18 protein-coding genes are annotated in these 20,634 nt (G+C 39.5%); 14 read left to right on the plus strand and 4 right to left on the minus strand.

The annotated features are described in order from the left end of the window. Positions 1-39: 39 nt before the first annotated feature. The 6 genes from HWV02_RS08600 to HWV02_RS22985 all read left to right on the plus strand — a co-directional run bounded on the left by HWV02_RS08600 (position 40) and on the right by HWV02_RS22985 (position 5,981). Positions 40-657 (plus strand): hypothetical protein, encoded by a 618-nt coding sequence (locus HWV02_RS08600; RefSeq protein WP_211674954.1) that lies wholly within the window; start codon positions 40-42, stop codon positions 655-657. Between the two features lie 24 nt (positions 658-681). Beyond that, positions 682-1,557 (plus strand): SDR family oxidoreductase, encoded by an 876-nt coding sequence (locus HWV02_RS08605; RefSeq protein WP_255550626.1) that lies wholly within the window; start codon positions 682-684, stop codon positions 1,555-1,557. Between the two features lie 452 nt (positions 1,558-2,009). Beyond that, complete coding sequence (locus tag HWV02_RS08610) at positions 2,010-3,293, plus strand: aminotransferase class I/II-fold pyridoxal phosphate-dependent enzyme (RefSeq protein WP_211690187.1); 1,284 nt, start codon at positions 2,010-2,012, stop codon at positions 3,291-3,293. Positions 3,294-3,297: 4 nt separating this feature from the next. Continuing rightward, the gene (locus HWV02_RS08615; RefSeq protein ID WP_211690188.1) at positions 3,298-3,759 is read left to right on the plus strand and encodes a hypothetical protein; all 462 of its coding nucleotides are present in this window, start codon (positions 3,298-3,300) and stop codon (positions 3,757-3,759) included. A gap of 324 nt (positions 3,760-4,083) precedes the next feature. Continuing rightward, positions 4,084-4,410 carry a VF530 family DNA-binding protein gene (locus HWV02_RS08620; protein WP_211679294.1) on the plus strand — a complete coding sequence of 109 codons (327 nt, stop codon included), beginning with the start codon at positions 4,084-4,086 and terminating at the stop codon, positions 4,408-4,410. A gap of 1,382 nt (positions 4,411-5,792) precedes the next feature. Next, the gene (locus tag HWV02_RS22985; protein ID WP_370629430.1) at positions 5,793-5,981 is read left to right on the plus strand and encodes a DUF6868 family protein; all 189 of its coding nucleotides are present in this window, start codon (positions 5,793-5,795) and stop codon (positions 5,979-5,981) included. 456 nt (positions 5,982-6,437) lie between these two features. Here the strand turns inward: HWV02_RS22985 and HWV02_RS08625 are convergent, their stop codons facing one another. Further along, entirely contained in the window at positions 6,438-7,136 is a 699-nt protein-coding gene (locus HWV02_RS08625; RefSeq protein ID WP_211690189.1) for an aspartate/glutamate racemase family protein, read from the minus strand. 144 nt (positions 7,137-7,280) lie between these two features. Between HWV02_RS08625 and HWV02_RS08630 the strand changes: the two genes are divergently transcribed. The 3 genes from HWV02_RS08630 to HWV02_RS08640 all read left to right on the plus strand — a co-directional run bounded on the left by HWV02_RS08630 (position 7,281) and on the right by HWV02_RS08640 (position 12,469). Further along, on the plus strand, positions 7,281-8,198 hold the full coding sequence (locus tag HWV02_RS08630; RefSeq protein ID WP_211679296.1) for a LysR substrate-binding domain-containing protein: 918 nt from the start codon (positions 7,281-7,283) through the stop codon (positions 8,196-8,198). 499 nt (positions 8,199-8,697) lie between these two features. Next, entirely contained in the window at positions 8,698-11,376 is a 2,679-nt protein-coding gene (locus tag HWV02_RS08635) for a hypothetical protein (RefSeq protein ID WP_211679297.1), read from the plus strand. 79 nt (positions 11,377-11,455) lie between these two features. Further along, positions 11,456-12,469, plus strand: coding sequence for a hypothetical protein (locus HWV02_RS08640; protein WP_211690190.1), 1,014 nt, complete (start codon positions 11,456-11,458; stop codon positions 12,467-12,469). 127 nt (positions 12,470-12,596) lie between these two features. Here HWV02_RS08640 and HWV02_RS08645 read toward each other — a convergent pair whose 3' ends face one another. Beyond that, on the minus strand, positions 12,597-13,808 hold the full coding sequence (locus HWV02_RS08645; protein ID WP_211679299.1) for an MFS transporter: 1,212 nt from the start codon (positions 13,806-13,808) through the stop codon (positions 12,597-12,599). Positions 13,809-13,919: 111 nt separating this feature from the next. Here HWV02_RS08645 and HWV02_RS08650 point away from each other — a divergent pair, with 111 nt between their 5' ends. Then, positions 13,920-14,042: a hypothetical protein gene (locus HWV02_RS08650; protein WP_255550627.1), complete on the plus strand. Its 123-nt coding sequence runs from the start codon at positions 13,920-13,922 to the stop codon at positions 14,040-14,042. A 150-nt stretch (positions 14,043-14,192) separates the two neighbouring features. Here the strand turns inward: HWV02_RS08650 and HWV02_RS08655 are convergent, their stop codons facing one another. Beyond that, positions 14,193-15,359: a methyl-accepting chemotaxis protein gene (locus HWV02_RS08655; RefSeq protein ID WP_255550628.1), complete on the minus strand. Its 1,167-nt coding sequence runs from the start codon at positions 15,357-15,359 to the stop codon at positions 14,193-14,195. A gap of 230 nt (positions 15,360-15,589) precedes the next feature. Between HWV02_RS08655 and HWV02_RS08660 the strand changes: the two genes are divergently transcribed. Next, on the plus strand, positions 15,590-16,684 hold the full coding sequence (locus HWV02_RS08660) for a YdcF family protein (RefSeq protein ID WP_211690191.1): 1,095 nt from the start codon (positions 15,590-15,592) through the stop codon (positions 16,682-16,684). A gap of 218 nt (positions 16,685-16,902) precedes the next feature. Here HWV02_RS08660 and soxR read toward each other — a convergent pair whose 3' ends face one another. Beyond that, a complete protein-coding gene (soxR, locus tag HWV02_RS08665; RefSeq protein WP_342357633.1) occupies positions 16,903-17,364 on the minus strand; it encodes a redox-sensitive transcriptional activator SoxR in 462 nt (153 codons plus the stop codon). 102 nt (positions 17,365-17,466) lie between these two features. On the opposite strand from soxR, the gene HWV02_RS08670 reads away from it, so the two are divergent. The 3 genes from HWV02_RS08670 (at position 17,467) to HWV02_RS08680 (ending at position 20,083) form a co-directional block, all read left to right on the plus strand. Beyond that, on the plus strand, positions 17,467-17,901 hold the full coding sequence (locus HWV02_RS08670; protein WP_211679302.1) for a RidA family protein: 435 nt from the start codon (positions 17,467-17,469) through the stop codon (positions 17,899-17,901). A 64-nt stretch (positions 17,902-17,965) separates the two neighbouring features. Further along, positions 17,966-18,853, plus strand: coding sequence for a DMT family transporter (locus tag HWV02_RS08675; RefSeq protein WP_211690192.1), 888 nt, complete (start codon positions 17,966-17,968; stop codon positions 18,851-18,853). A 132-nt stretch (positions 18,854-18,985) separates the two neighbouring features. Beyond that, entirely contained in the window at positions 18,986-20,083 is a 1,098-nt protein-coding gene (locus tag HWV02_RS08680) for an RNA-guided endonuclease TnpB family protein (RefSeq protein ID WP_211689782.1), read from the plus strand. The last annotated feature ends 551 nt before the right edge of the window (positions 20,084-20,634 follow it).

Below are 20,634 nucleotides of genomic sequence, written 5' to 3' on the forward strand. Positions count from 1 at the left end.
TATTGCTCGTCCGTAATAATTTCAAATGAAGGGGACAACATGACCAAAGATCAAATAACCTTAAAAGGTGCACCTATTAACTGGCAGTGCAACGGGAAGTTTAATTTCACAACAGGCTATGGTGCGACTAAAGCTGAGAGTGCAATTGCAAATTATGCTGCATTCATAGCACCAGCAATCCTATACTTTTTTGCGTGGAAAGAGCTTGATTGGAGTGTATTACAAATTATCGTAGCAGCCGTTTTAACCTTGGATATGATTGGTGGTGTGCTAACAAACTCGCTTGGTTCAATGAAGCGTTATCTTTATACAGACCAAAACCTAGATGTTAATTGGCTGGGAAAACTGGTTAGAAGTAAATTCCTATTCCCAGCTATCCACTTTCAATTGTTTGCGATTCCACTGTGTTTTGACATCGCATGGTCTTATGCCTTCTTTTGGTATGGCATGATGATGGTATCAATTGTATTTATTCATTTTATACCTTTGTACCTACAACGCGCTGTCGCATTGTTGATCGTAATGCTATCGATCATTCTTGCTCAGCTTATACCTTCCCCTGTCGGTCTTGAGTGGATAGCTCCAATTTTCATAATGAAGTTAGTACTTTCTCATGGCGTAAGAGAAGAACCGTATCGCCGAACATTAGCGGAGTAATTAGCCGTAAAAGGTAAGGAAAATATGATGACGACATCAAAAAAGGTTTTAGTTGTGGGTGCGACTGGCTACTTAGGCCTACATATCGTTAAGCAACTACAAGAGCGTGGACAGGACTTTGTTGCGCTGGCTCGCAACAAACAAAAGTTACTAATAAACGGGGTAAATGAAGCACAGATTATTGAGGTGCAAGTTACTAACCAGCAACAACTTGAAGGCATTTGCAATGATGTCGATGTCGTTATCTCTTGCTTAGGTATTACTCGACAGCAAGATGGTTTGAAGTATATGGATATCGACTACCAAGCCAATCTAAACATTCTGCTAGAGGCTGAAAAAGCAGGAGTTGAGAAATTTATCTATATTTCAGCGCTCAATGCGCCAAAATATTCCAATGTTCGTATGTTGAGAGCTAAAGAAAGGTTTTCTATACGCCTACTCAGCTCAGAAAGACTACAACCATGCGTTATTAGACCAAACGGCTTCTTCTCTGATTTAGAAGAAATCTATCACATGGCAACCAAAGGTAGTGTTTACTTGTTTGGCTCTTCATCGATAAAGTTAAACCCAATTCATGGTGAAGACCTCGCTGCATTTTGTATTGAAGCTATTAATTCTAACTTGAAAGAACTAGACATAGGTGGCCCTGAAGTATTAACAATAACTCAGATTGCACAGTTTGCTTTTGAAGCACAGTATAAAGACGTGAATATTATTCGATTACCTGACTGTCTAAGGCGTTTAACTTTGTGTTTAATGAAACACCTACCTGAGAAATGGGGTGGTGCTGCTGAGTTTTTCTTAACTGTTATGGGAAATGACAGTATTGCTCCAACCTATGGAGAGCGTAAAATTAGGGATTACTATACGGAAGTATTTACGGTGGTAAACCAGCCATGATAATAAAGAGTCTTAAGAAAGTCTAAAATGTTTCGGGGCAAAAATATCTCAGAGATGAGCGATGTACTGAATGTTTTCTTGCAAGTTCTGCATAAAATAATGCTGGTAACTCAAATAACGAGTGAAAGCTATCGTCCATTTTCTTGTAAATCGACCACCGATGAAAATGGTGGTTGGTACGTTTTGGGATACAAAAAGTTATTCAAGGATAGCTAAATCACAAAAGTCACTGACTCGTTTTTGTCCAAATATGGCTTAGGCAATATCTTTCATTCATGTTTTAACTTAGATAAGTGCATTTTCAACGTTAAACAATCGTGACGAAAGGCTTTGAATTATCAACTTACAACCACAACACCAACTTGTTAACATCCAGTCTTTAGTATTAATAATTGACCATCCCCAAAGTGTTATGCTAAATATATAACATCATATATATAAAGGGATTTATTATGAAAGATACAACTTCAATTAATTGGGGTTTAATTGCAAAAAAAGCTGCGACATCCGACATCTCACTAAAAGAAAAAGTGACAGCCTGTGATGAAGCTGTAGATAAGCTGATCCAAAAAGACTTATTTTCTTACAATCGTTATGTTGAACATGGCCACGCTGCTAACTCAATAGTGTGTGACCCAGATAATAATACCAAACGTGAATGTGTTTCATTTGTCACCAATCATTATTTAGGACTTAACAGACATCCCGAAGTGATTGCGGCAAGTGTGAGAGCAACAAAAGTATACGGAACAGGCACAGGGACTTCCGCTATGGCTGGCGGTCTAATTGATTCACACCATTTTTTACAAAATAGCTTAGCTGAATTTGTAGGAAAAGAATGTGCAATGTTATTTACTACAGGATTTACTGCAAACTTTGGTTTCATCAGTGCTCTTATCACAAAAAACGATTATGTGATATTTGACAAAGAGTGCCATGCCAGTCTTATAGAAGGAATATTGAACACATCAGCTCCATTCCGATCCTTTAAGCATAATTGTTTAGCTAAGCTAGAAGAGAGACTAGCCCGCGCAACTGAAAAGGGATTCAAAAATATTTTTGTTATTATTGAGTCAGTTTACTCGCTAAGCGGTGAAGAAGCCCCCATAGAAGAAATATGTCGCCTAAAACAAAAGTACGACTTTTATTTATTCGTAGATGAAGCTCACTCATTCGGCATCTATGGTGAGTATGGACAAGGGCTAGTGCATCAAAAAGGGTGTACCAATCAGGTAGACTTTATAATGTCGACTTTATCTAAGTCTACAGCATCACTAGGAGGGTTTGTTGCATGTGATAAACGTTATATCAACTATTTGCGTGTTATCTCAAGGCCGTTTATGTTTCAGGCTACTTTGCCCCCTTCATCCACTAGTGCTGCACAAAAAGCATTAGAAGTACTGTCTACAGATAACTCTTATCGCCTGAAATTGTGGAAAAATAATGCGTATTTAAGACAAGCGCTCCTCGAAAAGGGGTTTAATTTAGGTGAAAGTACAAGCCCTATTATTCCTGTTTATGTCAGTGACCATGAAAAGTTACAGGATCTATGTCGGGAATTACTCAATAATGGTGTTTTCACTACCGTTATTGCTTACCCTGCAGTGGGCAGTACAGAAGGGAGGCTTCGTTTCATCGTGACGTCAAGTCACACTACAGAACAGCTAGACTTTGCAGCCGATGCTATGACTAACGTAGCTCTGGAGCTTGGTATTTTGAAATCTAATGAGACCTAACCTGATGAGAAAACTTTCTTATAGTACATTGTTAAGAATGAGTGCTATTTATGACATTGTGATAATTATCCCTTTCATATTACCAGCGTGGGCTATCTGGCATATTGGCAATTTTTCATATATCCATGAAACTTTGTCATTATCAGGGACTGTGCCTGAATTTGACTACTTTCACTTACTATTTGTTAGCTTACTTGCAACATTGGTTTTGACGTGGTCGACTCTAAGGGTCTGCTACCCGATGGTTATACTGGGGCTATATGACGGAGTCGCAAGGCTGATCTTTGCTGTATGGATGGTTATCTATATAACGAATTTTAATGTTTCTGGTGTGATTTGGTTTTACTTTGTCCCTGAAGTTATATGGGGTATTTTGCAGCTATTCGGTTATTGGAAAATAGTAAAAGAACAAGGTTTCAATAATGGTCATGCTTTAAAACATGAACAAAAAGAGGCGCTCAAATGAGCGCTAATACCGCTTTCTATGATGCGATTCACATACTTTAAAGCCCAAAATATAGCACAGTTCTAATCATTTAAAATAAAGCCCGAATAGAAATATTCGGGCTTTATTATTGATGGTGAATTAATATGCTAACAATATTTTCCTGTCTTAATTATGCATATTTCTGACGTTAGTTTACTTATTCTTTAAAGATCTGCAGTAAGCTCATTGGGTACATTAGCTTTTCCATAAAGTTATTGGTGCACTTTCACCTGAGTTAAACGCATAAGTCTGTCAATATTTAGGAAACTTGTTACAATGCTATTTTTTGATTTTAGGTAGACTATGAATAATAGTAATGATCCGCTACACGGCGTGAAACTTGAACAGATTCTAACCGAGCTAGAGAAGAAAATTGGTTGGGATAAGATGGGGGAATTACTTAATATTCGTTGTTTTACCAATAAAGCGCGTCTTAAATCAAGTTTGAAATTTCTGCGTACAACCCCTTGGGCACGCAGTAGAGTTGAAATTTTATACCTAAAAACATTTTGTAGTAAGCATAAAGAAACGGGGAAATTAATCAGGGCGATACTCGCCCAGAATACAGCAGTAGCAGAAACGACTTCCACCAAGCCAGCTCCCTTTGTTTGGCCAACATCGAAAAAATAGACTTATGTCGCACTGAAGACATAAGTATTTGAAAATCTTGTATGCTTTTATTTATTCAAAATAAGACCGTATTCATGATTACATCTCTGCTGCTAGCGATTAAACGCTAAACCTCAGAAATTAAAAAAGCCTTAATCTGATATATCGTGATTAAGGCTTTTTTGTGGTTATTATTTAAAGCTGCTTTTACTGTGTGCTATTATTTTTTTAATCTTTTAATAGCGGTCTTCAATGCTTTACGTTCACGTCTACGATTGGTTTGCAGGTGATAATAATATCCAACAAATTCTTTATATGCAGTACTTCTTAGGACTATGGTGCACAGTAATGGGCATAAAATACTTACCATGTGTAAAGGCCAATCTGCTAGCCACTGAACAAGATTGCACCAAAACTGCCATTAGCATTAAGCATCATCTCCAAAGCGAATACTGATAAACCGCCACCCATAGTTAACAGCATAATAACCGAGAATCAAATTATCGCAATCTAAAGTAGCTGAAGTATTAGGTTTGGGCATTGCTACAGTGAAAAGACATTGGAATAAAGTGCAATAGCACTAAGCCGTTTATGCCCCAAAGTGAGTTAGAGCCTCGACTCACCAACTATATATCCACATCGGTTACCATACATTTTATCATGCAAAATTGATCGGCTGAGTTGATCATATTTATGAATAAAGAAAATTTTCGATATATATTGTCCCAGCAGCTCTAGTTTTCATTTTTGTATTATCTCTGTTTACGGCCAGACGTAATTATAAAATTGCAGCTTTTAAAATAGTCCTCGCTTATTCAATGTATAGTGCAATGTTTGTTGGTGTCTTGCTCCCATTTGGGCAAGCAATTTCATTTCTATTTGAGTCAGGCTTTAATTTTCAAAGTTGGCAAAATATATATGGTAAATGGGCATTAATTCAATTTGGTTCAGGTATCGTGTTTAGTATAATATCGCTCCAACATTTATGTTCGAGACTATTCTTAATGAATATATGTTTGGGCTTTTAAATAGTTATCTTTCCAATAGGAGCGATTTGTTTTTATGTTTACCTTTTTAAAGTCCCCGATTAAAGTAGGAAGCAGGAAAGCAGGAAAGCAGGAAAGGTAAAAGGAACTTTGAATCTTTAAAAGTTGGAGATTATTTTTCCGATTCTTGGTCAAAAGGTTCATTTGGTCTCCTATATAAGCGAAGATAATACATAACAAACGCATCAATATGGAGGTCTCACGCTTGGTTGGTGCTCATTCTTCGCTAAGTATAACCAAGCTAATCCGCCCATTATGCGGGCGTTGGTACTTAAATAAAAATAAGGATATATAATTATGATCACACTTTCACAATTAACAGAGCTTCTCGGGTGGGTATCAATACTAAATATTGGGATGCTGCTTTTCGCTGCTTTTGTGCTGATTATAATGAAACCATTCGTCACAGGTCTACACAGCAAACTATTCAGTGTCCCCGAAGAAGAACTGCCGAAAATCTATTTCAAGTACTTAGCAAATTATCAAACTTTCACTCTCATATTCGCAATTGCACCATACATTGCTCTCAAAATAATGGGTCAGTAAAGTGCTTAACAAGGCCCAGAAAAAATGATCTCCGGTAAGGGCGGCGTTGATGTAAAAGTCGTTTTACTTTCTGTAATGCGAAACGTCCTTATTGAAGCATAAGCTATAAAAAGGTTATGTCCAATAATGAGTTAGCTAGCCTTGCTAACTCAAAATCGTCCCTTTCTTTGTTAACGTAATTACTCGGTTGTAGATCGCGCAACAATAGTCACTTCTCCGTAATCTTGTATACCTATTCCTGCAAGAGATACAAATCGTAGGCGTTTAACTGATCACTATTTCCAAAAAAGAGCCAAAAATACCGAGAAAAAAATAACGAGTAGCACAAGTGCTCTGAATTCGACCACATTGTTATTTTTCATTTTTCATTTTTTGACACGAATGAGAAGTTGAACTCTGCTCTTGATAGCTTCTTTTGTGTAGTTCTGAAATGAAATTGTGATAGTTAATCATAGATTATAGACTCAATGCGCTGTTAACAATTGCTCTACAATGTATTTCTGTTGTAGAAAACAAAGGTACGCCCTGCCATAAAGGTTCGGTTATCAGTAATGGGATCTCTGTACACCCCAAAATAATACCTTGTGATCCCTGGTCGATTAACTGTTCGATGATGCTGTAGAACTCATTTTTTGTTTCTAAAGTAAATTGATTGAGAACTAACTCAGATACAATCTTTTCTTGCACTAAGTTACGCTCTGAAGTGTCAGGGATTATTGGAGCAACACCATACTTGAGAAGCTTCTCCTTATAAAAGTCTCCTTCCATCGTAGCCTTAACACCCAATAAACCAGCTTGATATATGCGCTGACCAGAAAGAGTTGCAGCGGTAGCTTCAGCAATATTTATTAGCTCAATACCATGGGCTTCTCTTATTGCATCTTCGAAACGATGCAGTCCGTTAGCGCATAAGGCAATAACTTCCGCATCAGCATTTATCAAGCTTCCGACAGCATCAACTATCATTTCTTCACAAGCCTTTTCAGTTTCATCTTCTTTTTGCTTATCCAAAAACTCTCGTTCATCCAGACTTTCAATAACCAAACGAGCAGAGGAATGTCCACCGAGTTCTTGCCTGACCATCGCGTTGATAAGCCTGTAGTATTCGAGTGTTGAGACATAGCTCAACCCTCCAACCAATCCAATTTTTTTCATAAACTCTCCTTAACCCACAAATGGTTGTAACTACAAAATTTTATATAGCTACATTCCTGAAGGTCTTTGATTTTATAGTTATTATCCAGTAAGATTTTATAAATTACGAACGATGGTTTCTAACAGGACATATAAGAACAGCTTATGGACAAAAGACTACACTACTTAAGTAACCTGCGTTATCTTGAGGCTGCTGCACGACTGGGAAGCTATAGCAAAGCAGGGTATGAATTATGTGTTACCCAAGCTGCGGTCAGTCAGAAGTTAAGGCAACTTGAGGTAGAATTAGGCTGTAAACTATTCATTCGTAAAGGGCGAGATATGGTGCTGACGGCTGAAGGTAAGAGGCTTTATGAAAAAGTATCTCAGGCGTTCGAAATAATTACTGAGGGATTAAACGCTACTCAGCCCGAGCCGATAGCAGGTGTACTATCGGTTGCTACAACGCCTTCTTTTGCTTCCCGATGGCTAATGCCTAGGCTGTGGAAATTTTCTATAGAGTACCCCGAAACACTCATACGTATTAGCTCTTCTATTAAACCGGAAGTAGGACTTGCAGGTGAAGTTGATGTAGCAATCGGTGAGGTTGGAAGTAATGACGATTCATCCCTCGTCAGAGAGCACTTGTTCGATGAGCCAGTGTTTCCAGTATGCTCTCCAGAACTTGCTAACAATATGAAACTTACCGAGCCTAAGCATCTTCTTGATTGTTGGTTGATTAAAGGGATTCGCAATCACCACTTCTCTTGGGAAGAATGGTTCCAAAAAGCGAATGTCGATATTAAAAAAAGAGCTTTTCAGTCGATGGAAGTTGAAACAATAGATATGGGGTTAAATGCGGTAATTGCAGGCCATGGTGTCTGTCCAGGAACAGATAGCCTAGCTGGAGACTTTATCGAAAGAGGGTTACTCGTAAAGCCATTTGATATAAGCCTACTACCAGGAGTTGAGTACTCAGCAGTATATCATTCAGGTTCAATCAGAAAGTCTCGCATTTCTGTGTTTATCAAATGGTTGAAAAAAGAAGCTTTGATACATCAATCACTCAATAATTGTGCTTAAAAATTTGTTGCGCAATGCACATTATTGTCCAAAGCAATCATAAGCTCCCAAACCAGCTATGCCAACCTCTGGCGTTATTTCCCCCTTTCTGCGTTAGCAAACTAGTATCCTTCGACCGTTTAATTAGGTCGCAATAATTTTTCTAATGGCGAATGTCCAGTTTTTTGTTAGTAATAATTATAAAACCTACGTACCGTACCCCTAAATAATTATACTTATTGCTGAGTAGATCACAGTAAGTGTAATTATAATTACTACTTATTGAATATTAAAAAGTTTCCATGCCATATTAATATTGTCTTTCTTCTGAATTATTGATGAGGTGGTACATTGCTTAAATTTCATATTACATTCTTATTCACATTTAAAAATCTATCATGGGCAACAATCGTATCTTTTACGAACGTGTAGGCAACTCCTTCGAAAATCACAAAAAAACTACGTGCGGAATGTCGAATAAAACTCTCACTTAAATAATAAATAAGCAAAAAGGGCAAATATGAAAAATGAAACTGCAGTTCAACTGAAGGATGATGCGGGACAGGATCCTGCATCAATTAAAAGAGGCGGTAACGAGGTCGTCAGACAAATAAAAAGATCACCTATACCTACCCCCATACCTATTCAATATGCGGATGAAGTCCGCTTTCAAAAGCCAGAACAGCCTACCTATGCAACCTTGCCCTCAATTTTTTCTATATTGAGTTTGTTGTTTATGGCAGCGTTGTCTAGCGTTATGTTTATTCAGCTGCTCAATCCCTCTGTTACGGGCTTGGCTTGGCTGGGTGATTTGTTTACCTTTTTGAAACCGCCTCAGGCTGGGGCGAATATGGCCGCATGGATGTGGCTACCTTTCTTGTTCACTATCATTGGTAGTGTTTTAGGTATGTTGTTTGAATTGGGTTTGTTACTGAGCGGTCATGCCTTTCAGCAAACGCGAACTAAGTTTGGCGTATTTATTTTAAATCTTCGTCTATTAAATTTAGCCCCTGTGGTTACTACCATCTTCTTTTTTATTACTTGTATGGTTGTGACTCATGCAGACATGCGCTTTGCCATGCTCTATCTTGCGGGCGGCGCCTGTTTTGGTTTGGGTTTCGCCTTGTTCTTTGGCGGTGCACAGGCCCTTGTGGCATTCGCGCTGGCGGGTATTCAGGTTGCTCAAATAATCATGGTGCTAACTGGTACAATCCCAGCAGGCGGAGAAATCATTGCGTGGTTGCTAGTGGGGCAGGCTGCATCGCAGCTAACGGCATTGTTGATCGGTACTGCTACTCCCTGGAGGAGCACAGCCTTCCATACTATTAGTACTATCTCTGGTATTTTACTGTACAGCGCAATCTTAAAAGTGACGGCTGCAGACATTGGCTTTTCTCAGTCAGTTGCAGTGGTGCTACCAGAGGGCTCTTTGGCTCTATGGGGTTTTGTGGGTGCTTGTATTACAGGTTTGGTATTGACGGTGATTTTATTGCCGAAGACCCTCGGTGGTTTCCTCGTCATGTTGAGTAATACGATTTGGTCGCCGGTGTATTTCTTTTTAGTTAGCGCAGACCGTTTTCCTCATCCGCTTAATTTGACGGAAGTTTATGGTGGTAAAAAGCCACCCTCAAAAACCACCTTGAAGCCATACTATCAAGTGCACCCGGAGTTTTTACTGCAGCGTTTGAGTATTCCTGCCGTTGTTAATATAGAGGAATCAGTCACTCTGTTTAAAAAATTGATAAAGACAGCAAGGACCGCTTTCTCTGTCATGGCGATACTGGATCACTACCTGCCTCAAGCGAATGTTAAAATTCCCTTGACCAATAAAAAGCGTATGGCTATTTGGAGCGACGGTTCTGAATACTGGCCTAGCTTGTTTACGAAGAAAATATTTGGTTTACATCTACCCGACGGCGGCAAGGTGGACACAGCGCCTGAGCCTGCGATTGCTGCTTTTAAAGAAGGCCAGTTGTTGGGGTATTTGGCCGAGTCTGGTGTGGCATCGCCTTTCTTAAAGCCTGCTCCAGAAATGGGCGAGGGTATGTTGACCATTGATTTCCGCTTCTTAGAGAACTATGAAACCAAGCCTGATTATGAGTCCTATGGCGGTGCGGCTTACTTTAAAGTAAACAGCACAAAGAAGCGTTTGGAATTGATTTCTGTCGTGGCGCCTCACTCCACTGATGTATTGCTAGCAGACCCGCGCAGCCCTAGCTTCCGTCGTGCGGAAAGCTTGGTATTAGCTTCTATGTATTATCAAGTGATCAGCGGTAAGCACTTGGCTGAAATACATATGACTTATAACCTGGTTGAAGTGGCGATGCATGACGCCTTTGAGGCGCAAGGGCAGTGGGCGCATCCATTCAGAACATTCATGTATTTGCACTTCTTTGCCCATGAATTGGCGGAAGGGATTACTACCGAACACTTGGTTCAAGAGGGCGCGGTATTTAGTCAAATTTTTGCGACCACCCATGATAGCTTGGTGCACCACTTAAACGACTGCTACTCCAACTTCGAGTATGGCGCAGATGAAGATTTTGAAGCGCGTGCTGCGATGCTAACTATGCAGGGTTCTGCGGGTAAGCCCGGCGAGCTATTGCCGAATGCCTGTATTAAGTGGGAGTTAGATTACGCTAAAATCTGGAATGGCTATACCACGGCATTGATCGATATTATTTATACGAATGATGCTGCGGTACAAGCGGATAAGTACTTACAAGATTTCCACGCTGGTTTGTTACAGGTCATGGTCAAGGGTTTACCTGCACGTTACGAGAGCTTCCAGACTAAGGCGGGTGTTGCACGCTTTGCTTCGGACACTATTCACCACACGGTTATTCGTCATCAAGTTTATGGCACAACGGGTATACGTGCGGCTCTGGACCCTCGCATTAGCAAGGTTCAAGTGCCTATGGATGGCGGCACTACCGCTATAAATGAATGGCGTTCTTTGGCATTCGTGGCATTGGCAACCGGCAAGGCTCGATTCACGCTACTGCAAGGTGACTTTACTAACCTGCTCAATGGTGTCGATGCGAAGTATAAGGACGATATGCACAAGGTGTTTGACCAGCTGCAAGAAGATCTTGCTAAGTTAGAGACGGAGTGGACTGCTACGGAAGAAGATAAGCAGCACAACTACAACTATTTCCGTTCAGTACCCTCAGTACTGCATACCGGACCTGGTTATTAATTAACGCGGTAATTAAGTCCCTCTGTTAAGCATTTGCTTGATGGCGGGTTTACCGTGCCGAATGAAAAGGAAATAGATCATGAGTTATTCAAAAAGCCAAACCATGTTGGCCTTTGCTTATATGTCTTACTATGGATTTGATTTAATTGGTCCCGATAAGTGTAATGCTCAAAAAATTGAGAAAGATATTAAGCATGCCTTAACCAGCTGGGCACCTGTTAAAGATGAATGGGAGTTGGTCTGGGGGCCGGGAGTATTTATCTTCGACAATGCCTTGTTTGATGACAACTTAATGTACCTGGTGCGTAATATTAAAGATCCGTCACGTTATGTTATAGGCATACGCGGCACTAACCCGGTGGGGCTGAAAGACTGGTTAATAGAAGATTTTCAAGTGGCTAGCATGGTGCCGTGGCAGTACGGAAAACCTGCAGCTAAGTTGAAACCAAAAATTTCTAAGAGCATTGGAATTGGGATAACCAAGTTACAGGAAATGATTGCGGAACCCGGCGTACCAGGAGAGGGTAAGAGCTTATTAGAATTTTTGCAGGGCGACATTGAGGGTAAAGACGCCGTTGATATCTGCGTGACGGGGCACAGTCTAGGTGGTGCTTTAGCGCCGACACTGGCTTTGTGGCTGAAGGATACCCAGGGCGAAAAACTGCCTGAGAGCGCAAAAATATCGACGGTTGCTTTTGCGGGCCCTTCCGCAGGTAATAAAGACTTCGCCACGTATTCCGATCAGCGCTTTGCAGAGGGCGAGTGTATTCGTGTAGCTAACTCCTTAGATGTAGCCCCCCATGCCTGGAATCAAAAGTCTCTGCGCAAGTTGTTCTTGTTATACAAGTCCCATTTTCTGCTGCCTGGGCCGCTTGTGATAAGCATGATCTCGGCTATGCTAGCCTTGTCGTGGCATAAAGGCTATCAACAAATTGAGGCTGACGCTGAGCCTATACAAGGTCGATTTAAGCCTTTGTTGTATAACTATTTGGCGCAAGGTATATACCAGCATGTGGTGGGCTACCCCGAAGCCATGGGCATGCTGGACGATAATGAAATCCCCGTGTTTGAATTGTTTGCTGGGCAGCTGTAATACTCGGCTGATTAACAAGGGGAGCTCTGCCACTATTAAGTACCACTACTGTCTAGTAGTGGTACTTAAATATTCGTTAAATTTTAATACAGCAAGCAACGACGGTCGTATAGTTTCTATCAATAGACTAGTGACCGATAATTTCAGCTTGATTCAAAAATGTTTTAATATTTGAACGCTGTTTTAAGTGCAGCATTATCACCCCTGCGATCAGCAATACTATCCCGATAATAATGAAACCTAAGGCTGTGAGTTGTAAATAACTTAACAGCGCAATAACGACGTAACTCAAGCTTTGCGCTAGTGTAGAGAACAGTTTTAATCCACCTTCAACGCGTCCTCTTTCTTCCATCGCAATGACATGATGCATCTTATTGGTTCTTGCAATACGATTATATGAATTGAAAAAACCAAGGCCAATAGTAAGTAATATAATCAAAGTAGGGGAAAGGTAAGATCCCATCAAAAGAAGTAAGATCGCCATCACTAGAATTGAAACTATCATTGCATTTTCATGCTCATAACGCCTTAAAAGGCGAGCAATCAGCAATCCACTTAGTAACGCACCTAAGCCATAGCTCATTTCCCATGCCGCAAACCAACTACCACTGATGCCTTGTTCTGCGAAATATATAGGGACAAGTTTTACCAGAAAGGTCAATACTGGATAAGATAAGCAAGATAATGCCAAAAATGCATAAAAGTGTTTTTGTTTAGAAAATATGCTTTTGCTTGCGACAAGTTGCTTAAAGAATGCCTCTTTTAAGGATGGACTGAATTGGCGCTTGTAAGGGATCGCTATATAGCATAATCCAGACAGGAGTGAAGCGAATGTAGCCAAAAATGAAAACTCAAGCATTGACCAGTATTCAAGTAAAATAATCCCTAATGCGCCCGCACCAAGTGTTGTGACTTGCATAACGATTTCTTGATAACTGGATATTTTCGCGTATTCATCCTGGCGATAGTTTTCTTGTGTGAAAGCATTATTACAACTCCAAGCTAAATCATTACTTAACCAAAATATTAACTGAGCAAAAGCCAAAAGCCAGTGAGACTGCATACCGTTGTAATAAGCAATGAACACCATCAATGCGGTACTTGATTGTATTAACTGCATGACGACCAACACTTTCTTTCTAGAATGGCGATCTATCAAAGTGGCAAAAAAGGGTGTGAAAACAAATGATAAAGAGGTACAGACCAATGCCGTAATCGCCACAAACAACCCCATCCCTTCTTCTGAAAGCATGATCCATGGTAACGCCATCATAAACATTCCAGATGAAATACCATCAAAAAATCGCGCGAATAGATAGGGAATAGTTCTATTTTTCATTTTATGCTCCATGCTTTTTATTTATATTAGTGCTAGTCTAATACCTCAACCTATGTTGAGGTAAAGTCCTATTTTCATAAACTTAAATATAAAATTAGATAGGGAAATCAGATGGAAATGAGTGTTGGGCAAGGTTGTGGTTGTCTATCTATCAATAAGTGCAAACTAAGAAATCCGCAAGACATCTTAGCTCAGACAGGCAAAGGCGCGGTATTATGGGAAGCAGTAATTTAACCTAATAGCGTATTCGAATTACAGGAAAATTACACATAACCGCATTTGGCAAGGTGCGTAAGCTATAATCGGTGAAACGAGTCATTCTCATGTGGCCTCTCTATTAAAGCTTACTCTAGGCTGCTAGCGTTGGTGAAATTAAATTTGGCGTTAGCGAGTTTTAAAACTGCCAAGTTGTACTACAATTTGTGCTGTAGCCTCACTTAGACGATGGCCTTGTTGTTCCAATTCGCTACTGTCATGAGCATTGGAACCCGAGAGGTTTTTAAGTTTTTCAATTTCGCCTGCAACATCTCTCACTAAGCGATTAATATATTGAATATCTACATTATCTTTAGTTTCATTTTCGCCGATTAATGACAAAATCCCATCTATATTACTACAAGCGAGCTCCAATTCTGATTGGCTCGAAGCTGTGTGTTCCGATAGTGAAGTGATGGCTAATGACTGTATTTTCATTTGTTCACCAGCATCGACTACGGCGGCAGAAATATTTGCGATGATTTGGTTAATTTGAACCAGACTTTGTTGAGTCGATATAGCTAAGTTTCTGACTTCATCAGCGACTACTGCAAAGCCTCGGCCATGTTCACCTGCTCGTGCTGCTTCAATAGCTGCATTTAATGCGAGTAAATTTGTTTGATCGGCTAGATTATGTATCACAGATACCACATTCTCGATAGACTTCGTTTGCTCTGAAAGCAGGTTGAATTTACTGTGTAACTCGTCGTTACTTTTGATGTATGATTTCAGTCCTTTGGACATCGACCCCATATTATTGTTGGATATAATTAGTCCTGCGTGGGTTCGTTCTACTTGCAAACGCGTTTCTTCTGCTTTTTCTTGTAGCGCAACAGAAGTACTGTCCAAAGTGTCGATTCTATCCGTCAGATAACCAACATGATTATCCTGTTCTTGAATGCGTGAAGAGATATTTTGTGCTTTTAGTTTAAGGAGCTCTGCAATATCATCCGAGGTATTCGCTTGATCTTGAATATCGACCAACGCATCTTTCACATTTATTCGGAAGGCGTTGATTACATCTAGCACGTTACCAATCTCACTGTTGTAGCGGCTATCTAAGTCGCAAGGGATTGAAAGATCTTTTTTCTCAAAAGATTTCATGTATCCAGTGACATTTTCTAATGAGTCTACTCCCCAGTATTTTTCATCGATGTCGTGGAGGATTAAAAATACTATAACGATATATTGAATGATCTGTGCAGTTAGATTATCAGTTAAAAATAGCGCGTTAATAAACAGTGCAACAGCACCCAGCCAGTGAATAAAACGCATTCGTAAAAATAGTGAGCGCATAAATTTTTCCTATAAATTGTATGGTTACAAGTTCGCTGAGTCTGTACACTCATATAAGTAACATTTTAAATGTATGTTATAGGGTTGATTGAAAAATACAATATAATTCATCATCATACTTCTGTTATAGCGACTATTAAGGTGATTTCTTAATCGGAGAAACTCTTTGGGTTTATACCGAAGCTTTATCACTGTAGGATAAGACACCTGTTTATACATTCGGTACAACCATGAAAAGCAAATTATCTACACTTACCCTTGCACTTATTCTTTCAAGTTCTATTTATTCAGCGCAAACTGTTGCTGCGTCAGATGTTATTCAGCCGCGAGCAAATTACACGGAAATGACATCCCAACGTCAAGTAGTCGATCAACTACTTAACGATGCTTATCAAGCCTTCAAAAATCCAGCTCGTATATCTCATGCTGGTTTTACGGCAAAAATGCCAAGCAATATGGAAATCATCACCAATAACTTGCTTGATGCTTATCAATTAGAACCTTACCGAATCGATTTGCTATTTTCTGCAGCCAATGCTCAGATCTATAACAAGAATGTAGACCGAGCGATTGAATTATTCACCCAAATTTTAAGCGTGGCTCCAGATGACGTAGATGCACACTCTTATTTAGTTATTTGGCAGAATTTTAAAGGCAACAAAAGTGAAGTTTCTCGCCATCTAAACGCATTAGAAGGACTGAATAAAGGACGCGTAGCGGACTTGAAGAAAATCATATCTACCATTGACCGCATTGTCGAAACGCCACTAAGCAATAAAATCAAAAAATCAGCTAAAGGTAATAACGCGATCATAACGTTAGGTTACGCGCTAAATCCAGATGGTAGCATGAACCCAATTTTAATTGACCGACTTAACGCAACCTTGACTATGGCGAAAAAGAACCCTGAGTCCTATATTGTGGTTACTGGTGGCGTGCCTAAAAACCACAAAACCGAAGGTAAATTAATGGCTGATTGGTTAGTGAAACATGGTATTGATTCATCTCGTATTATAGAAGATAACTACGCGAGAAGTACGGTAGAAAATGCACTGTATAGCAGCTACGCTTTGGCTCGTCATAATATTGATCATGCAACGATTATCAGTTCTGCAAGTCATGTTCGCCGCGGACAAACATTATTTGAAGTAGCAAGCTGGCAGACTGGTCCTAAAGGTATCTCCTTTGACACTTATGCTGCGAATGACAGACCATTAGAAGAGCTTAAAGTACCAAGTGATGGTGAATTATTAGGTATTTACCGTGATGCTTTACGCGTATATGGTATGTGGAGCTATCGCTCATATCCTTTAGAGCAGCGTTAATTGCTCTGTCACTCTAAATGATACTAAACTAAAATCGGCTATGTCATTATGAGTGTCATTTCTTGTTCAGAATTGATTTTAATGAATACCATTTTAGATGTCATGTGCTCTCACCGATAGAAATGTCGCTTTTGGTGCACATGGCGCACGTTATGGTTAGTGGAGGGAATGACGAGATCCTTTCGCTATCTAGTTCACAGCCATTAAATGATGGTTAATTATCCATCCACTAACCTCTGTGCACCATCCCCATTTTCATGAAGAATATCATCGGGATTAAGTAAGTGGCATTTCTTCATACTTAAACAACCACAGCCAATACAACCTGTCAGATTCTCTCTTAACGATGCTATCTTTTTCATTTTATTATCGAGATCTTTCTCCCATTTCTTGGCTACTCGCTCCCAATCCTGTTTAGTGGGTGTTTTGTTCATCGGTAGGCTTTCTAGTTCACGTGTAATTTCTTCAAGCGTAAAACCGACAGATTGTGCTACTTGAATTAATGAAATTCTCCGTAACATTGATGTGTTGTACCGACGCTGGTTGCCACTCGTTCGGAACGATAATATTAAATTTTTTGTTTCGTAAAAACGTAGTGCCGAGGTTGCAATTCCACTTCGTTCAGATAGCTGACCGACGGTTAGATAATTTTTATTTATCATGATGTTGTACCATTCCATTGGGATGTTTAAATAGTTTAAATTAAAGCATTGACTTAAAGTTAACTTTAACAATTATACTGCATGCCTCATTAAAAAAACAACGACTATTAGGTTCATAATATGATAAATAATACACTTTCTTTCAGCAATCCTTCTGAACTATTTGACCCAACACCTTATGGCTTTTGTCACACCGTAAAAGCGCCTTCAAATGGAGAACTCGTATATATATCAGGTCAAAGTGGCGGAGAAGGAATAAACCATACATTAAGCGAAGATTTTCGCCATCAAGTAAAGTCGCTATTGAAAAATTTAGAGATTGCGTTGAAATCCCATCAATTAAGCTTCAGAGATGTAATGAAAATAACCATTCTAATTGTTGATCATAATGTCGAAAAATTATCAATCTGGGGTGAAGAAATGAATAAATACTGGATGGTTAATGCATTACCAGCCAGTACATTAATCCCGGTATCAGCACTTGCGCTTGAAGGGATGCAAATAGAGGTTGAGGCCATCGCGTTCAAATCAGAGAACTACAACACCACATATTAAAAGCATGCTGTATAGCTGTTGTTGATTAAATACCAACTTACAAACATTATTGAGGTTAACCTTCATGCTTCTTAAAAATTATTTAACGTTATTAGCGATTGGATTCATTTGGGGATCTCAATTTATATTTCAGGACATCGCTCTAGTGAGTTTCTCGCCTATTTGGATTGGTGCCACACGTGCAGCTATCGGTGCAATCACTTTGGTTGTTATTTGTAAGTCATTGGGTGTTAAAAGATCAAGTAATCAATGGGTTTTATTTAGCGTTATCGGATTACTTGAAGCTGCAATCCCGTTTGTGCTTGTGCCGTGGGGACAGCAAGATTTAGATAGCTCGATTGCCGCAATATTGATGGGAACTCTACCATTCTATGTATTATTGTTAGCGCCTATTTTTGTCAAAGGGGCAACGATTAATGCGGGCAATAGTATTAGTGTAATAGTCGGATTTAGTGGGTTGTTGGTCTTATTTTATCCTGAGTTATCTTCAGGGGCTGGGGAAATAAACTTAGTCAGTGCGTCGGCTATTATCGTCGCTGCGGTATGCTTTGCCATTGCATTGCTATTGCTTAATCGCGTTAGGGATGAGCATCCTTTAATTGTTGCTCAAAATGTACTTTTGACGGCAAGTATTCAATTAATCGTTATTGCACTTATCACTGCCCCTTTTGAATATCAAGTTGCATCGACAACCGCTATATTCTCGATCCTTTATTTAGGGACGATATGCGCTGGCGTTGTTTATTACTTATATATGATGTGTATTAAAAATGCAGGCTCGGTGTTTACCTCAATGACTAACTACATTGTACCTGCAGTTGGTGTTTTCATTGGTGCGCTTGTAACGAATGACTCAATTCAAACTAATACATGGGTGGCACTGCTTATGATTCTTTGTGCATTGTTTATCAACCAGATTTTATCACCTTTGACGAAAAACACTGTCCTTTAGGGCGGTGATGTAAGTCATTATTGCGTAGCAATAAGCACTTTGTTTTGTTATTAATATTGACATATTTTCACATAGAGTCTACGTTTAGAACTTAGTGCTGTATATAAATACAGTCATGTAAGGTGCTGAAAATTGAAACTTATTGCGTATAAATACAGGTTCTACCCAAACAATGAGCAGGTAACAATACTTGCTCATACATTTGGTTGTGTTCGTTTCGCTTACAATTCAGCGCTTGGCTTCTCTAAAGCGCAATACGAATTGGGTAATAAAACCAATTATAACGATTGGAGTAAAAACCTCACTCAGCTTAAAAAAAATCCCAACTTTTCATGGTTGAAAGCTGTTTCTAGCGTGCCATTGCAACAATCACTAAAGCATCTCGATAAAGGCTTTAAGTCATTTTTTAAATCAGGTTTTGGTTACCCTAAGTTTAAACATAAACACGGTAATCAATCTGCTAGCTATATGAGTAACGGCTTCAAATGGAGCGCGGACAAGCAATCGTTAACACTCGCCAAGATGAAGCAAGCATTAAAGATTAAATGGTCACGTACATTTACTGGCACACCCAGTTCATTAACGGTATCGAAGACAAAATCAGGTAAATATTTTGTATCAATGCTTGTAAAAGAAGATGTTAAGCAGCTACCAGTCGTGAACAAGACCGTCGGTGTTGATGTCGGTATTAAAGACTTAGCGATTTGTTCGGATGGAACAAAGTTCAATAACCCACGATTAACCAATAAATACGCGAAGAAACTCGCCAAGGCATCACGCAAATTAGCCAAAAAGAAGAAAGGCTCTAATAACTTCAATAAACAAAAATTGGCCCTTGCTAAGATTCACGAAAAGATAGCCAATTGCCGTAAAGACTTTACCCATAAAATGACGTCGACACTTATAAACGAAAACCAAGTGATAGGCATCGAGTCGTTGAAGGTCAAAAATATGGTTAAGAACCGTAAGCTATCTAAACATATCCACGATGCTAATTTCGGTGAAATAGTAAGACAATTAGAATATAAAGCGGATTGGTACGGGCGTAAAGTATCAGCTATTAGCCAGTGGTTTCCGTCAAGTAAAATGTGCAATGAGTGCGGGTTGCTGTATTCTGGCAAGTGGTCTTTAAAGATTAGAAATTGGACTTGCAAGTGCGGAGCAGTACACGACAGGGACGAAAATGCGGCTATCAATATTCACAGAGAAGGGTTAAGGCTAGCCGCTTAAGTCATTTGTGGCGGTAGGTAGTACCGACACGTTAAACGCTTTGTAAGAGGTTTTGGAAGACTAACGCAATTTAATATTGCAATGCTTAAGCCGTTGACGACAAGAATCCCCTTCCTTCCCCGACTTGTCGGGCGCGAAGCGAGGTAGGGGAGCTTCAACTAGACATAAACAAACGGCGTGATATGCCAGCAGGCTTAAAGCTACGACACGGAGGAAAGCTACAAACAGATGATTGATGCAAATGCGAAAAGTAATCAGCACATAACAAGGGCCTTTAAATCCCAAATGCTTAAGCATAGTCAAATAAATTCTTCTTATGACCTTCAATCTGAATGGACGAACTATTTGAGTTTGTTAATGGCGTGGCCAGCAATACCAATACAGCTACTTACTGGCTTAATGGCAGTTTTTGTATAACGAATTAAATTGTGATCTAGCCTTGATTAGATTAAATATCATTCAAGGTGAACTCCCTTTCTGGTGACTTGTATCACATATTACAAAAGTATTAGAAATAAGTATTTCCATTAGAATCGACGCGAAAGTGGGAT

The organism is Moritella sp. 28 (genome assembly GCF_018219435.1).
Taxonomy (GTDB): domain Bacteria; phylum Pseudomonadota; class Gammaproteobacteria; order Enterobacterales; family Moritellaceae; genus Moritella.